Origin of the sequence: Enterobacter sp. GD03975 (genome assembly GCF_029838645.1) — a bacterium.
Lineage (GTDB): Bacteria > Pseudomonadota > Gammaproteobacteria > Enterobacterales > Enterobacteriaceae > Enterobacter > Enterobacter quasihormaechei.
In genome coordinates this window covers 108,543-124,269 of sequence record NZ_JAOBZC010000002.1, presented here as the reverse complement: position 1 = coordinate 124,269, position 15,727 = coordinate 108,543, and the positions used below count along the sequence as shown (strand labels likewise).

The following is a 15,727-nucleotide window of genomic DNA, read 5'->3' as shown; positions in this document are numbered from 1 at the left end:
TGATTCACCTTTAAACCAGCCCAAACAGCGTTAACAGCACGTCGATAACCTTGATCCCGATAAAGGGCACCACCAGCCCACCCAGGCCGTAAATCCACAGGTTGCGGCGCAGCATGGCGGCGGCCGTCAGCGGCTTATAGCTCACCCCTTTCAGCGCCAGCGGGATGAGGAAGACAATGATCAGGGCGTTGAAAATCACCGCGCTCATGATGGCCGACGCCGGGGAGTGCAGGTGCATCACGTTCAGGGCGTTCAGCTGCGGATAGGTCGCCGCAAACGCCGCCGGGATAATGGCGAAATACTTCGCCACGTCGTTGGCGATGCTAAACGTGGTCAGCGAGCCGCGCGTCATCAGCATCTGTTTGCCGATATGCACCACTTCGATCAGCTTGGTCGGGTTCGAATCGAGGTCGACCATGTTGCCCGCCTCTTTTGCTGCCTGCGTACCGGAGTTCATCGCCACCGCCACGTCGGCCTGCGCCAGCGCCGGGGCATCGTTAGTGCCGTCGCCCGTCATCGCCACCAGACGGCCTTCCGCCTGATACTGACGAATCAACGCCAGTTTCGCTTCCGGTGTGGCTTCGGAAAGGAAATCATCCACGCCCGCTTCGGCGGCAATGGCGGCCGCGGTGAGGCGGTTATCCCCGGTGATCATCACCGTTTTGATGCCCATCTTGCGCATCTGGGCGAAACGCTCCTTGATACCGCCTTTAACGATATCCTTCAGGGCTATCACGCCCAGCACGCTTGCTCCTTCCGCCACCACCAGAGGTGTCGCCCCCTGACGCGCCACGTTTTCAACCAGCTTGTCCACCTCAGGCGGGAAGTGGCCATTGTTTGCCTCAATATGACGACGAATGGCGTCAACCGACCCTTTACGGATCATCCGGTCCTGAATGTTGATCCCACTCATCCGGGTTTGCGCGGTGAACGGCACGAAGGTGGCGTGCAGGCTCTGCACGTCGCGCTGGCGCAGGTTGAAGCGCTGCTTGGCCAGGATCACAATGCTGCGGCCTTCCGGCGTTTCATCGGCCAGAGAGGAGAGTTGCGCCGCGTCGGCCAGCGTTTTTTCATCCACGCCGGGGGCGGGTAAAAATTCAGATGCCTGACGATTCCCCAGGGTGATGGTCCCGGTTTTATCCAGCAGCAGCACGTCTACGTCGCCCGCCGCTTCCACGGCGCGTCCGCTGGTGGCGATAACGTTCGCGCCCAGCATGTGGCTCATCCCCGCCACGCCAATCGCGGAAAGCAGGCCGCCGATCGTCGTGGGGATAAGGCACACCAGCAGGGCCACCAGCACGGTAACGCTGACCGCCGTACCGCCGTAGGCGGAGAACGGCCACAGGGTCGCCGTTGCCAGCAGGAAGACGAGGGTAAGCGCCACCAGCAGAATGGTCAGGGCAATTTCGTTCGGCGTTTTACGACGCTGTGCGCCTTCGACCATAGCGATCATCCGGTCGAGGAAAGTTTCGCCCGGGTTAACGCTGCACTGGATCACCAGCCAGTCGGAAAGAATGCGGGTCCCGCCCGTTACGGAGGCGAAGTCGCCGCCGGACTCGCGGATCACCGGGGCGGATTCCCCGGTGATGGCGCTTTCGTCCACCGATGCGCCGCCTTCAATGACCTCCCCGTCGCAGGGGATGATGTCGCCGGCTTCCACCAGCACCACGTCACCTTTACGCAGTTCATCCGCCGGCACGTGATCCATCTCCGCGCCATATTTCGGTTCACGTAATTTGCGCGCGAAAGCGGTCTTTTTTACCCCTTTCAGGCTGTTGGCCTGCGCTTTACTGCGGCCTTCCGCCAGCGCTTCGGCGAAGTTGGCGAACAGCACGGTAAACCACAGCCACAGGCTGATGGCGCCGGTAAAGGCTGCATTGCCCGCCAGGTGGCCCGTTCCCATGGCAATCGCCAGCGCGGTGGTGAGTACGCTCCCCATCCAGACGATAAACATCACCGGGTTGTGCCACTGCACGCGAGGGCTCAGTTTTTTTACCGCATCCATGAGGGCCTGACGAACTAAGGTCGGTTCGAGCAGGGCCAGTTGTTTACGACTCATGACAAATTCTCCGCAAAATCAGCGTAAAGAGAGAGTTTCCGCAACCGGGCCTAACGCGAGGGCGGGGATAAAGGTCAGGGCGCCCACCAGCAGGACGGTGCCAATCAGCAGGCCGACGAACAGCGCGCCGTGAGTCGGTAACGTACCGGCGGTGGTCGGCTGGATTTTCTTATTCACCAGTGCTCCAGCGATTGCCATGACGGGAATAATCACGCCGAAACGCCCAACGAACATGCAGAACGCCAGCAGACAGTTCCAGAACGGCGAGTTGGCGCTTAGCCCGGCAAAGGCGCTGCCGTTGTTGTTGGCGGCGGACGACACGGCATACAGCACTTCGCTAAAGCCGTGGATGCCCGGGTTAAAGATGCCGCTGCGGCCTGCCTCGGTCATCAGCGCCAGGGCGGTGCCGAGCAGCACAAGGGCGGGGGTGACCAGGATCGCCAGCGCGGTTAACTTCATCTCGCGAACGTCGATTTTTTTACCGAGATACTCCGGCGTGCGGCCAATCATCAGCCCGGCGATAAACACCGCCAGCAGAACAAACAGCAGCATGCCGTACAGCCCCGAGCCGACCCCACCGAAGACCACTTCGCCAATCTGCATCAGCCACATAGGGATCATGCCGCCGAGCGCGGTGAAAGAGTCGTGCATGGCGTTCACCGCCCCGCAGGAGGCCGCCGTGGTGACCACCGCATAAAGGCTGCTGGCAAGAACGCCGAAGCGGCTCTCTTTGCCTTCCAGGTTAATATTGCTGTTGGCCCCCAGCTGCATGAAGTGGCTGTTGCCGTTCCATTCGGCCCACATCACCAGGGCTACGCAGACCACGAAGATGAGCGTCATTGCCCACAGCAGCGTGCGGCCCTGGCGGCGATCGTTAACCACATCACCAAAGGCGAAACAGAGCGCGGTGGGGATCAGGAAGATCGCCAGCATCTGCACAAAATTGGTCAGTGCCGTTGGGTTTTCAAACGGATGTGATGAATTGGCGTTGAAGAAGCCGCCGCCGTTGGTGCCCAGCATCTTGATCGCTTCCTGCGATGCCACCGGCCCCATCGGCAGAAGTCCCCCGGTTCCTTCGAGCGAAGTGTAAGGGGTATAAGGCAGCAGGTTTTGCAGGGTGCCTTGCTGAATAAAGAACAGGGCAATAAGCAGCGCAACAGGAACCAGGATCCAAAGGGTAATACGCGTGACATCAACCCACGCGTTGCCGAGCGTGCTGACATTCTGGCGGGCAAAGGCGCGCGTCAGGGCGAAGATCACCGCGATACCGCTGGCCGCAGACAGAAAGTTTTGCACGGTTAACCCTACCATCTGGCTGAAGTAGCTGAGCGTCGTTTCACCGGCGTAAGACTGCCAGTTAGTGTTGGTCACAAAGCTGACCGCCGTGTTCAGCGCCAGGTGCCAGGATAAACCGGGTAGCCGTTGCGGGTTCAACGGCAGGCTCCCCTGAAGCATGAGCATCGCAAAAAGGGCAATAAGCCCCACGATATTCAGCAGCAGTATCGCCATCAGATACTGACGCCAGTTCATTTCCTGATCGTTTATACCTGAAACGCGCCAGAGCACATTTTCAATCGTTCTCGTGCCCGGCAATGGCGCGTTGCCGATCAGCCGCGCCAGCGCGGTTCCCAGCGGCCTGGAGAGCACAAACAGCACCAGTAAAAAGCTGGCAATAAGCAAAAACGCCTGAGCAGCCATCAGAATGCCTCCGCATTAATCAGGGCATAAATCAGATAAGCCATTAACAGGAACACCAGCACGATGCCGGCAATCAGACCTGCACTCACACTCCACCTCCGGGTGACATTTGTAATGGTGCTAACGGTAGGATTTACGGCGCAAAGATTTCGCAAAAATCGGGGGGAGGGGTGTAAAAAAAGTATAAAAATGGAAAGCCCACAATTTAACTATTGATAAGTAAATTGTTAACTTTTTTGTAACTTAATTACGGCGTGAGTGTAAATATTCACTAAATGGATGAAAATAAGTGGTCGGATGAGTAGTAAAATTACACGCAAAGCGATATTATTTTATCCAGCTCACAAATTTTGAATTTTCCGGATGACGTTTCCGGCCAACTATAGGGGAGAAAATATGGATCTTTATAAAGAGTATCCGGCTCATATCGTGTTCATGCGTCGCACTTTCGCCGTAGTGGCTGGCGTGCTGGCCCTGCCGGTGATGCTGTTCTGGAAAGATCGCGCGCGTTTTTACAGTTACCTGCACCGCGTCTGGGCGAAAACCAGCGAAAAGCCGGTGTGGATGGATCAGGCCGAGAAAGCAACCTGCGATTTCTACTGATACGACGCGACATCGTAGCCATAAAAAAACCGCCAACGACAATGTGGCGGTTTTTTTATCCCTCGGGATTCGCGGTCCGTTGGGTAATCTTGCAGCCCCTACCCGGGATTTTTATCATACCCTTCTTTGAAAAGTTCGCAATCCACTTCACCTTTATAAATTCCTAATTTTATTGAAATAACTTACTTTTGGCGTTGGTGTTAATTATGATGCCACGTCCCTTTCCGCCATCTCGCAAATGGGCATCGGTCCTGGGAAAGGTGTATCCATAGCCGTAAAGCAGCCCGCCTACCCGGGCTTGTGTCCACCGATTTATCACCGGTGGTGATAGGTGGAGCGGTTAGCAGCAGGGACCGCATAGTGAAACGCTATTTATGCATTGCGTTCATTGTCGCCAGCGTACTCGTTGTAAAGAGTGATAAACCGGATGTGTTTGTTGCCTTTACCCCGATAGCGCAGGACAAGTAGCGTTAAGGCCGCCTCGGGCGGCCTTTTTTATTTCATCCCGTCTACACTTCATGGCAAAGTAGTTCAATGCGTGCCTTTTTCCTTTTACGGCATGCCCTTACGGACATAATGGACAATTGCCAGGAGTTTTATGCCCACCCATCTGGTTTGGTTTCGCGCGGATTTACGCATTCACGACAACATCGCTCTTGCGGCGGCCTGCCGCGCCAAAGACGCGAATGTGCTGGCCCTGTTTATCGCCACGCCAGAGCAGTGGCAGCAGCATGACATGGCGCCCCGGCAAGCGGCTTTGCTCAGCGCGTATCTGAATGACCTGCAACATTCACTGGCCGAAAAAGGCATCCCGCTTATCTATGAAGAGGTGAACGATTTTGCCGCACAGCTTCAGACGGTGCAGGCAATCTGTAAGCAGCACGCGGTAACGCGTCTTTTTTACAACTACCAGTACGAATTTAACGAGCAGCAGCGCGACCGTCAGCTGGAGAAAACCCTTACGGGCGTGGTTTGCGAAGGCTTTGATGACAGCGTGATGCTCGCGCCGGGCAGCGTGATGACCGGCAATCACGAGATGTATAAAGTTTTCACGCCGTATAAAAATGCGTTTATCAAGCGCCTGAAAGAGGGGCTACCCGAGTGCGTTTCCGCGCCAGCTGTGAGAGGGGATACGATAACTGATCTGCCTGAAATCACAGTGAATTATCCTCAGCAGTCGTTCGATGAAGCGTTATTCCCCGCCAGCGAGAAAGCGGCTATTGCCCAGTTGCGTCAGTTCTGCAAGCAGGGGGCGGCACAATACGAGGCGCGTCGGGATTTTCCAGCGATTGAAGGCACCAGCCGCCTGTCGGCCTGTTTAGCGCTGGGCGTGCTCTCTCCGCGCCAGTGTTTGCATCGGCTGCTGGCGGAACAGCCTCAGGCGCTTGACGGGGGCGCGGGCGCTGTGTGGCTGAACGAACTGATCTGGCGTGAGTTTTACCGTCACCTGATGACGTATCATCCTGATTTATGTAAACATCGCCCCTTCATTCGTTGGACCGAACAGGTACAGTGGCAATCGGATGATAAGCTGCTTCAGGCATGGCAGCGTGGACTCACCGGCTTCCCGATTGTTGATGCGGCTATGCGGCAGCTCAACGAAACCGGGTGGATGCATAACCGTCTGCGAATGATTACCGCCAGCTTCCTGGTGAAGGATCTGCTTATCGACTGGCGAACCGGAGAGCGTTATTTTATGTCTCAGCTGATCGATGGCGATCTGGCGGCGAATAACGGCGGCTGGCAGTGGGCGGCCTCCACCGGAACGGATGCGGCTCCCTATTTTCGGATCTTCAATCCGACCACGCAGGGACAACGATTTGATGCTGACGGCGAGTTTATCCGTCGCTGGCTACCTGAGCTTAAGGATGTTCCCGCCAAAGCCATTCATGAACCCTGGACATGGGCGGATAAACAGCGCGTTACCCTGAACTATCCCCGTCCGATTGTCGACCATAAACAGGCGCGCGTCGCCACGCTGGCGGCGTACGAAGCCGCCCGAAAAGCTTGAGAGAGTGATGATGAAAAACAGTGAACTGGAACGCCTGATTAACGAAAAACTTAACACCGCCTCCTTCAGCGACTACGGCCCGAATGGCTTGCAGGTAGAGGGACGCGACACGGTGCAAAAAATCATCACCGGCGTGACGGCAAGCCAGGCGCTGCTGGATGAGGCGGTGCGTCAGGAAGCCGATGCGGTGATTGTCCATCACGGTTACTTCTGGAAAAACGAATCGCCGATTATTCGCGGCATGAAGCGCAACCGCCTCAAAACGCTGCTGGCGAATGACATCAACCTGTACGGGTACCACCTGCCGCTCGACGCGCATCCTGAACTGGGTAATAACGTCCAGCTTGCGCAGCTGTTGGGGATTACCGTGATGGGGGAAATTGAACCCCTGGTGCCGTGGGGCGAGCTGTCGATGCCGGTACCGGGGCTGGAGCTGGCCTCGTGGATCGAAGCGCGCCTGGGGCGTCGTCCGCTGTGGTGCGGCGACACCGGGCCGGACACCGTGAAGCGCGTGGCATGGTGCACCGGCGGCGGTCAGGGCTTTATTGACAGTGCGGCACGCTTCGGTGTCGATGCGTTCATTACCGGCGAAGTCTCCGAGCAGACCATTCATTCCGCGCGTGAACAAGGCCTGCATTTTTACGCGGCAGGCCATCATGCCACCGAGCGCGGCGGCATCCGCGCCCTCAGCGAGTGGCTGACGGAAAATACCGATCTGGATGTGACGTTTATTGATATCCCTAATCCGGCCTGATGAGAGGTAGTTAAGTGCAGCGAGCGCGTTGTTATCTTCTGGGTGAAACCGCGGTAGTTCTGGAGCTTGAGCCTCCGGTGACGCTTGCCACGCAAAAGCGTATCTGGCGCCTGGCTCAGCGACTGCCCGAGCTACCCGGCGTGGTTGAAGCTATTCCGGGTATGAATAATATCACCGTGGTGCTACGCGATCCGCACACCGGGGCGCTGGATGCCATTGAGCGTCTGCAACGCTGGTGGGAGGAGAGCGAGGCGCTGGAGCCGGAATCGCGGGCGATTGAGATCCCGGTTGTCTATGGCGGCAAAGGTGGCCCTGACCTTGGCGTGGTGGCGGAGCACTGTGGATTAACGGAAAAGCAGGTCGTCGAGCTGCACAGCTCAGTAGACTATGTTGTCTGGTTTTTAGGTTTCCAGCCGGGATTCCCCTATCTTGGCGGGTTATCGCCCCAGCTGCACACCCCGCGCCGGGCTGAGCCGCGCCTGAGCGTACCGGCGGGCAGCGTGGCGATTGGTGGCGAACAAACGGGAATTTACCCGCTCGCTTCGCCGGGCGGCTGGCAGCTTATCGGGCACACGTCCACGCCGTTATTCGAACCCGGCCATGACGCGCCCATACTCCTGCGTCCCGGTGACACCCTGCGCTTTATCCCGCAGAAGGAGGGGGTATGTTAACGCTTATTCGTGCAGGGCTTTACACCTCGGTACAGGATGCCGGCCGTTTTGGCCTGCGTCAGTCCGGCGTGAGCTACTGCGGCGCGCTCGATCGTCCTTCGCTGGAGATTGCCAACCTGCTGGTAGGCAACGCAGGCAGCACGGCGGCGTTAGAAATTACGCTGGGTCAGTGCGTTATTGAGTTTGGTGAGGAAACCTGGTTTGCCTTAACCGGCGCGGGCTGTGACGCGACGCTGGACGGCAAAGCGGTGTGGACAGGCTGGCGATTGCGGGCGAAAGCCGGGCAGCGTCTGACGCTTAAGCGTCCTCTGCACGGCGTGCGCAGCTATCTTGCCGTGGCGGGGGGCATCGACGTGCCGGAGGTGTTGGGCTCATCCAGCACCGACCAGAAAGCGGGAATGGGCGGCCATGAAGGACGGCTGCTGCGCGACGGCGATCGTCTGGCGATTAAGCCCTCAGCGCGCCATTTCACCACCACGCAGGGCGTCAAGCAGCTGCTGTGGGGGAATGTGATCCGCGCCTTGCCGGGACCGGAATATCAGGAGTTTGATGAAGCCTCAAAAGAGTCTTTCTGGCGCTCGCCGTGGAAGATCAGCCCGCAGAGTAACCGTATGGGTTATCGGCTTCAGGGGCAACCGCTGACCCGCACGACTGACCGGGAGCTGCTGTCTCACGGGCTGCTGCCGGGGGTGATTCAGGTGCCGGGCAACGGGCAGCCCATCGTACTGATGAACGACGCGCAAACCACCGGCGGCTATCCGCGTATTGCCTGCATTATCGAAGCGGATCGCTACCATCTGGCGCAAATCCCTCTCGGTCAGCCGATTCATTTTGTGCAGTGTACGCTGGAGGAGGCGCTGAAGGCCCGGCAGGATCGGCAGCGCTATCTCGAACAGCTGGCGTGGAGGCTTGATGGTAAAGATTGATTTAAACGCCGATCTGGGGGAGGGCAGCAGCGCTGATGCGGCGCTAATGACGCTGGTCTCCTCGGTCAACATCGCCTGCGGTTTTCATGCCGGCGATGCGAAAACCATGCTGGATAGCGTACGTAATGCCATTAAAAATGGCGTGGCGATTGGCGCTCACCCGAGCTTCCCGGACCGGGAGAACTTTGGCCGTACGGCGATGGATCTTCCGCCGGAGACGGTCTACGCTCAGGTGCTCTACCAGACCGGCGCGCTGGAGGCGATAGTGCGCGCTGAGCATGGCGTGCTGCGTCATGTCAAGCCGCACGGCATGCTCTATAACCAGGCAGCGAAAGATCCGGCACTGGCGGAGGCGATAGCCCGCGCGGTGCGGGACTGCAATCCTCAGCTGATTCTGGTTGGCCTGGCGGGTAGCGAGCTTATTCGTGCCGGAGAGCGGCTGGGGCTGTCGACGCGGCAGGAAGTCTTTGCCGATCGGGGATACATGCCGGACGGCAGCCTGGTGCCGCGCACGCAGGCCGGTGCGCTGATTACCGACGAAAATAAAGCGCTGGCGCAGACGCTGGAGATGGTACGCACCGGGCGGGTGACCGCCGTGGATGGAACATCCGCAAATGTTCAGGCCGATACGGTGTGTTTACACGGCGACGGGGAGCATGCGCTCCAGTTTGCGCGACGCCTGCGGGCGGCGTTCTCTGAAGAGGGCATTCTCGTCAGCGCAGATTGATGATAAAAGGACAATAACATGCCTGAAGGTCCGGAGATCCGCCGCGCGGCGGATAGCCTGGAGGCGGCGATAAAGGGTAAACTTCTGACCGATGTCTGGTTTGCCTTTCCTCAACTAAAACCGTTTGAAACAGCGCTGGTGGGACAGACGGTGACCCACATTGAAACGCGCGGCAAAGCGTTGCTCACGCACTTTTCCCATAACCTGACGTTATATAGCCATAATCAGCTTTACGGCGTCTGGCGCGTGGTGGAGGCGGACGAGCAGCCGCAAACGACGCGCGTGCTGCGCGTCCGGTTACAAACGGCGGATAAGGCGATCCTGCTCTACAGCGCCTCTGATATCGAAATGTTAACGCCGGAGCAGCTGCTGACGCATCCGTTCTTACAGCGCGTCGGGCCGGACGTGCTGGACATGCGCCTGACGGCGAGCGATGTTAAAGCCCGGCTATTGTCTCCCCAGTTCCGCAACCGCCAGTTTTCCGGGCTGTTGCTCGATCAGGCGTTTCTTGCCGGTCTGGGAAACTACCTGCGGGTGGAGATCCTCTGGGAAGTGGGGCTGGCGCCGCAGCGCAAGGCGTCGCAGCTGAGCGATGAAAAGCTGGAGGCGCTGTCGCACGCGCTGCTGGACATTCCGCGGCTGTCGTACAATACGCGCGGCATCGTAGATGAAAACAAGCATCACGGGGCGCTGTTCCGCTTTAAGGTGTTCCATCGGGCGGGGAAAAAGTGCGAGCGGTGCGGCGGAGTGATTGAGAAGGCTACGATCTCTTCCAGACCGTTTTACTGGTGTCCCCGGTGCCAGATGTAAAAAAAGCCGGGTGGCGGCTACGCCTTACCCGGCCTACATTTCGCACTTGAAGGCCCGGCAAGCGAAGCGCCGCCGGGCGTGTTTTTTAGCGCTTAATATCAGACTTAAAATCACGCTGCTCGTAGCCGGTGTACAGCTGACGAGGACGGGCGATTTTCATGCCTTCGCTGTGCATTTCGTTCCAGTGCGCAATCCAGCCCACGGTACGCGCCATGGCGAAGATCACGGTGAACATGGAAGACGGAATGCCCATCGCTTTCAGAATAATGCCAGAGTAGAAATCGACGTTCGGGTAGAGTTTCTTCTCGATGAAGTACGGGTCGTTCAGTGCGATGTGTTCCAGCTCCATCGCCACTTCCAGCAGATCGTCTTTGGTGCCCAGCTCTTTCAGCACTTCGTGGCAGGTCTCACGCATAACGGTCGCGCGCGGGTCGTAGTTTTTGTAAACACGGTGACCGAAGCCCATCAGGCGGAAGGAGTCATTCTTGTCTTTCGCACGACGTACGAACTCTGGAATGTGCTCCACAGAGCTGATCTCTTCCAGCATCTTCAGCGCCGCTTCGTTCGCGCCGCCGTGCGCCGGCCCCCAGAGGGAGGCGATGCCCGCAGCGATACAGGCGAACGGGTTCGCGCCTGAAGAGCCTGCGGTACGAACGGTAGACGTTGACGCGTTCTGCTCGTGATCAGCGTGCAGGATCAGAATACGATCCATGGCGCGTTCCAGCACCGGGTTCACTTCATACTCTTCGCACGGCGTTGAGAACATCATGCGCAGGAAGTTGCCGGCGTAGGAGAGGTCGTTGCGCGGATACACAAACGGCTGGCCGATGGAGTATTTGTAACACATCGCCGCCATCGTAGGCATTTTGGACAGCAGGCGGAACGCCGCGATATCACGATGACGTGGGTTATTCACGTCCAGAGAATCGTGGTAGAACGCCGCCAGCGCACCGGTGATACCGCACATGACCGCCATCGGGTGAGAGTCACGACGGAACGCATGGAACAGACGGGTAATCTGCTCATGGATCATGGTGTGACGGGTCACGGTGGTTTTGAATTCATCGTACTGCGCCTGCGTCGGTTTTTCGCCGTTCAGCAGGATGTAGCACACTTCCAGATAGTTGGATTCGGTGGCTAACTGATCGATGGGGAAGCCGCGATGGAGCAGGATACCTTCGTCACCGTCAATGTAGGTGATTTTGGATTCGCAAGATGCGGTGGAGGTGAATCCAGGGTCAAAGGTGAATACCCCTTTGGAACCCAGCGTACGGATATCAATAACATCCTGACCGAGCGTGCCTTTTAGCACATCCAGTTCAATAGCATCATCACCATTTAGGGTGAGTTTTGCCTTTGTATCAGCCATTTACGGTCTCCTTAGCGCCTTATGCTTAAGACTGCTTTTCACCGGATTTGCCTTCAGCTGTTAATCACCGTTACCAGATTGTTATTTGGCTTACCGCTCAGCTCACGAGGAGAAACCAGGGTACAGAGCTATGGCGCCTTGCAGGTAAACGAATGAAATATCAGTGAAACAACAGCAAATCAGCGTTTTTGCAGTCCGAATTATTCAAACCTGTATATCACTAATAACTGTCCTGATAACTTCGGTCAATACCATCACACTGTTACATAACTATTTGTCAGGTGAAAGAGAGACCTCATAACTTTTGCGCATTATATGCCTTTTCTGATGACGTTTGTAACAATATTGTTTAACATTTGTCAAATCAGATGATTAAAATTTAAAAAGATGTTGTTATCGTGACCCCGATCACTGTTCCAGAGAAAACCCAACAAACTGTATGTAGGTTAATTGTAATGATTTTGTGAACGGCCTATACTGCCGCCAGGTCTCCGGAACACCCTGCAATCCCGAGCCACCCAGCGTTGTAACGTGTCGTTTTAGCATTTGGAAGCAATGTTTTGCATGACGCGCAGTTATAGAAAAGGAACGCTGTCTGACCCGCATCGCAGTCCGGAGGAAGGAAACAATAAGAACAGCATGTGGGCGTTATTCATGATAAGAAATGTGAAAAAACAAAGACCTGTCAATCTGGATCTGAAAACGATCCGATTCCCTGTAACAGCAATAGCGTCCATTCTGCACCGCGTTTCTGGTGTGATTACGTTTGTGGCGGTCGGTATTTTGTTGTGGTTACTGGGAACCAGCCTCTCCTCTCCTGAAGGATTCCTCCAGGCCTCGGCCATCATGAACAGCTTCTTCGTGAAATTTATCATGTGGGGCATTCTGACCGCGCTGGCCTATCACGTTGTTGGCGGCGTACGCCACATGCTGATGGACTTTGGCTATCTGGAAGAGACGTTCGAGGCCGGGAAACGTACCGCGAACATTTCATTTGTGATCACTGTCGTGCTTTCACTTCTCGCAGGAGTTCTCGTATGGTAAGCAACGCCTCCGCATTAGGACGCAACGGCGTACATGACTTCATTCTGGTCCGCGCTACCGCCATCGTCCTCACGCTTTACATCATCTATATGATCGGTTTCTTCGCGACCAGCGGGACGCTGACGTGGGAAATCTGGAGTGGTTTCTTCGGATCGGCCTTCACCAAAGTGTTCACCCTGCTGGCCCTGTTCTCCATCCTTATTCATGCCTGGATCGGCATGTGGCAGGTGTTGACCGATTACGTTAAACCGCTGGCGATTCGCCTTCCGCTGCAACTGATTATTGTTGTTGCTCTGCTGGTTTACGTCATTTATGGATTTGTTGTGGTGTGGGGTGTGTAATGAAACTGCCAGTCAGAGAATTTGATGCTGTTGTGATTGGTGCGGGTGGCGCAGGTATGCGCGCCGCACTGCAAATTTCCCAGAGCGGCCAGACCTGTGCGCTGCTCTCTAAAGTATTCCCGACCCGTTCCCACACTGTGTCTGCGCAGGGCGGTATCACCGTAGCGCTGGGTAACTCCCATGAAGATAACTGGGAATGGCACATGTACGACACGGTAAAAGGTTCCGATTACATCGGCGACCAGGATGCCATCGAATATATGTGTAAAACCGGCCCGGAAGCGATTCTGGAGCTGGACCATATGGGTCTGCCGTTCTCCCGTCTGGAAAACGGTACCATCTATCAGCGTCCGTTTGGCGGCCAGTCGAAAAACTTCGGCGGCGAGCAGGCGGCACGCACCGCGGCGGCGGCTGACCGTACCGGTCACGCGCTGCTGCACACGCTGTACCAGCAGAACCTGAAAAACCATACCACCATCTTCTCCGAGTGGTATGCGCTGGATCTGGTGAAAAACGCCGATGGCGCCGTGGTGGGGTGTACCGCACTGTGCATCGAAACCGGTGAAGTGGTTTACTTCAAAGCCCGCGCGACCGTGCTGGCGACCGGCGGCGCAGGCCGTATTTATCAGTCCACCACTAACGCCCACATCAACACCGGTGACGGCGTCGGTATGGCTATTCGCGCCGGCGTGCCGGTGCAGGACATGGAGATGTGGCAGTTCCACCCAACCGGTATTGCCGGCGCGGGCGTGCTGGTCACCGAAGGTTGCCGCGGTGAAGGTGGCTACCTGCTGAACAAACACGGCGAGCGCTTCATGGAGCGTTATGCGCCAAACGCGAAAGACCTGGCGGGTCGCGACGTGGTGGCGCGTTCCATCATGATCGAAATCCGTGAAGGCCGCGGCTGCGATGGCCCATGGGGTCCACACGCGAAGCTGAAGCTCGACCATCTGGGTAAAGAGGTGCTGGAATCCCGTCTGCCGGGCATCCTGGAGCTGTCCCGCACCTTCGCCCACGTCGATCCGGTGAAAGAGCCGATTCCGGTTATCCCAACCTGCCACTACATGATGGGCGGTATCCCGACCAAAGTGACCGGTCAGGCGCTGACCGTGAACGAGCAGGGCGAAGACGTGGTCATTCCTGGCCTGTTCGCGGTAGGCGAAATCGCCTGCGTATCCGTTCACGGCGCAAACCGTCTGGGCGGCAACTCCCTGCTGGACCTGGTGGTATTTGGTCGTGCGGTGGGTCTGCATCTTCAGGAGTCCATCGCCGAGCAGGGCGCGCTGCGTGATGCAACCGACGACGAAATCGACGCCTCTCTTGAACGCCTCAACCGCTGGAACGGCAACCGTAACGGCGAAGATCCGGTGGAAATCCGTAAGGCGTTGCAGGAATGTATGCAGCACAACTTCTCGGTATTCCGTGAAGGTGACGCAATGGCCAAAGGGCTTGAGCAGCTGAAAGCGATTCGCGAGCGTCTGAAGAATGCCCGTCTGGACGACACTTCCAGCGAGTTCAACACCCAGCGCGTCGAATGCCTGGAGCTGGATAACCTGATGGAAACCGCCTTCGCAACCGCGATGTCGGCAAACTTCCGTACCGAAAGCCGTGGCGCCCATAGCCGCTTCGACTTCCCGGATCGTGATGACGAAAACTGGCTGTGCCATTCCCTGTATCTGCCAGAGTCGGAAACCATGACGCGCCGTAGCGTTAACATGGAACCGAAACTGCGTCCGGCGTTCCCGCCGAAGATTCGTACTTACTAATGCGGAGACAGGATAATGAAACTCGAATTCTCAGTTTATCGTTATAACCCGGATGTAGACGATGCTCCGCGTATGCAGGATTACACCCTCGAAGCGGAAGAAGGTCGTGACATGATGCTGCTGGATGCGTTAATCCAGCTGAAAGAGCAAGATCCTACGCTGTCGTTCCGCCGCTCCTGCCGTGAAGGGGTATGTGGCTCTGACGGTGTGAACATGAACGGCAAAAACGGCCTCGCCTGCATCACGCCAATTTCAGCGCTAAACCGTCCTGGCCAGAAAATTGTTATCCGTCCTCTGCCTGGCCTGCCGGTCGTGCGTGATTTGGTGGTGGACATGGGACAATTCTATGCACAATATGAGAAGATTAAGCCTTACTTATTGAATAATGGGCAAAATCCACCCGCTCGTGAGCATTTACAGTCTCCTGAGCAGCGTGAAAAACTCGATGGATTGTACGAGTGTATTCTTTGTGCATGTTGTTCAACGTCGTGTCCGTCATTCTGGTGGAACCCGGACAAATTTATCGGCCCTGCGGGTCTGCTGGCTGCCTATCGCTTCCTGATCGACAGCCGCGATACCGAAACCGAGAACCGTCTGGAAGGGTTAAGTGACGCTTTCAGCGTATTCCGCTGCCATAGCATCATGAACTGCGTCAGTGTGTGTCCTAAGGGGCTGAACCCGACGCGCGCTATCGGCCATATTAAGTCGATGCTGTTGCAACGCAGTGCGTAAGTAACAACGCCGGATGGCGCTGCGCTTATCCGGCCTACGAGACGGTAGGCCCGGTAAGTGCAGCGCCAGCGGACAGATTGCAGAAACCTTTAAAAACTGCCCTGAAGTTTAGACAGTTTCTAAAGGTTCCTTCGCGGGCCACAAAGAGCTCGCAGGTGAACCCCGGCACGTACACGGTGTGTACGTGGTAGTTTCTACGGCGAAAGTAAGCATAAA

15 protein-coding genes are annotated in these 15,727 nt (G+C 56.8%); 11 read left to right on the top strand and 4 right to left on the bottom strand.

The window, feature by feature from the left end:
* Positions 1–10 precede the first annotated feature (10 nt).
* From kdpB to kdpF, 3 genes are read right to left on the bottom strand one after another with little or no spacing between them, the layout of a single operon-like run.
* Positions 11–2,059, bottom strand: coding sequence for a potassium-transporting ATPase subunit KdpB (gene kdpB, locus N5C09_RS04235; RefSeq protein WP_279748517.1), 2,049 nt, complete (start codon positions 2,057–2,059; stop codon positions 11–13).
* A gap of 18 nt (positions 2,060–2,077) precedes the next feature.
* Positions 2,078–3,757, bottom strand: a complete 1,680-nt coding sequence (gene kdpA / locus N5C09_RS04230; protein ID WP_064910821.1) for a potassium-transporting ATPase subunit KdpA — start codon at positions 3,755–3,757, stop codon at positions 2,078–2,080.
* The gene (gene kdpF / locus N5C09_RS04225) at positions 3,757–3,846 is read right to left on the bottom strand and encodes a K(+)-transporting ATPase subunit F (protein WP_080473261.1); all 90 of its coding nucleotides are present in this window, start codon (positions 3,844–3,846) and stop codon (positions 3,757–3,759) included. Before kdpF ends, kdpA begins: the two co-directional genes overlap by 1 nt.
* Before the next feature lie 307 nt (positions 3,847–4,153).
* Between kdpF and N5C09_RS04220 the strand changes: the two genes are divergently transcribed.
* The 7 genes from N5C09_RS04220 (at position 4,154) to nei (ending at position 10,259) form a co-directional block, all read left to right on the top strand.
* A complete protein-coding gene (locus N5C09_RS04220) occupies positions 4,154–4,360 on the top strand; it encodes a YbfA family protein (RefSeq protein ID WP_014069366.1) in 207 nt (68 codons plus the stop codon).
* Between the two features lie 598 nt (positions 4,361–4,958).
* On the top strand, positions 4,959–6,371 hold the full coding sequence (gene phrB / locus N5C09_RS04215; protein ID WP_279748516.1) for a deoxyribodipyrimidine photo-lyase: 1,413 nt from the start codon (positions 4,959–4,961) through the stop codon (positions 6,369–6,371).
* A gap of 10 nt (positions 6,372–6,381) precedes the next feature.
* Positions 6,382–7,125 carry a type 2 GTP cyclohydrolase I gene (locus N5C09_RS04210; protein WP_064910841.1) on the top strand — a complete coding sequence of 248 codons (744 nt, stop codon included), beginning with the start codon at positions 6,382–6,384 and terminating at the stop codon, positions 7,123–7,125.
* A 14-nt stretch (positions 7,126–7,139) separates the two neighbouring features.
* Positions 7,140–7,796: a 5-oxoprolinase subunit PxpB gene (gene pxpB / locus N5C09_RS04205; RefSeq protein ID WP_102750583.1), complete on the top strand. Its 657-nt coding sequence runs from the start codon at positions 7,140–7,142 to the stop codon at positions 7,794–7,796.
* Entirely contained in the window at positions 7,790–8,722 is a 933-nt protein-coding gene (gene pxpC, locus N5C09_RS04200; protein WP_107534934.1) for a 5-oxoprolinase subunit PxpC, read from the top strand. The genes pxpB and pxpC overlap by 7 nt, the downstream gene beginning before the upstream one ends.
* Positions 8,709–9,449 (top strand): 5-oxoprolinase subunit PxpA, encoded by a 741-nt coding sequence (pxpA, locus tag N5C09_RS04195; protein ID WP_279748515.1) that lies wholly within the window; start codon positions 8,709–8,711, stop codon positions 9,447–9,449. Before pxpC ends, pxpA begins: the two co-directional genes overlap by 14 nt.
* An 18-nt stretch (positions 9,450–9,467) precedes the next feature.
* A complete protein-coding gene (gene nei, locus N5C09_RS04190; RefSeq protein ID WP_279748514.1) occupies positions 9,468–10,259 on the top strand; it encodes an endonuclease VIII in 792 nt (263 codons plus the stop codon).
* An 85-nt stretch (positions 10,260–10,344) separates the two neighbouring features.
* On the opposite strand, the gene N5C09_RS04185 is transcribed toward nei, so the two are convergent.
* Positions 10,345–11,628, bottom strand: coding sequence for a citrate synthase (locus tag N5C09_RS04185; protein ID WP_006809584.1), 1,284 nt, complete (start codon positions 11,626–11,628; stop codon positions 10,345–10,347).
* Between the two features lie 639 nt (positions 11,629–12,267).
* On the opposite strand from N5C09_RS04185, the gene sdhC reads away from it, so the two are divergent.
* The 4 genes from sdhC to sdhB are packed head-to-tail and all read left to right on the top strand — an operon-like array spanning position 12,268 to position 15,511.
* The gene (gene sdhC, locus N5C09_RS04180; RefSeq protein ID WP_026080740.1) at positions 12,268–12,672 is read left to right on the top strand and encodes a succinate dehydrogenase cytochrome b556 subunit; all 405 of its coding nucleotides are present in this window, start codon (positions 12,268–12,270) and stop codon (positions 12,670–12,672) included.
* Positions 12,666–13,013, top strand: coding sequence for a succinate dehydrogenase membrane anchor subunit (gene sdhD, locus N5C09_RS04175; RefSeq protein ID WP_003858621.1), 348 nt, complete (start codon positions 12,666–12,668; stop codon positions 13,011–13,013). The genes sdhC and sdhD overlap by 7 nt, the downstream gene beginning before the upstream one ends.
* Positions 13,013–14,779 (top strand): succinate dehydrogenase flavoprotein subunit, encoded by a 1,767-nt coding sequence (sdhA, locus tag N5C09_RS04170; RefSeq protein WP_003858619.1) that lies wholly within the window; start codon positions 13,013–13,015, stop codon positions 14,777–14,779. Before sdhD ends, sdhA begins: the two co-directional genes overlap by 1 nt.
* A 15-nt stretch (positions 14,780–14,794) precedes the next feature.
* Positions 14,795–15,511 carry a succinate dehydrogenase iron-sulfur subunit SdhB gene (gene sdhB, locus N5C09_RS04165; protein WP_063866112.1) on the top strand — a complete coding sequence of 239 codons (717 nt, stop codon included), beginning with the start codon at positions 14,795–14,797 and terminating at the stop codon, positions 15,509–15,511.
* The last annotated feature ends 216 nt before the right edge of the window (positions 15,512–15,727 follow it).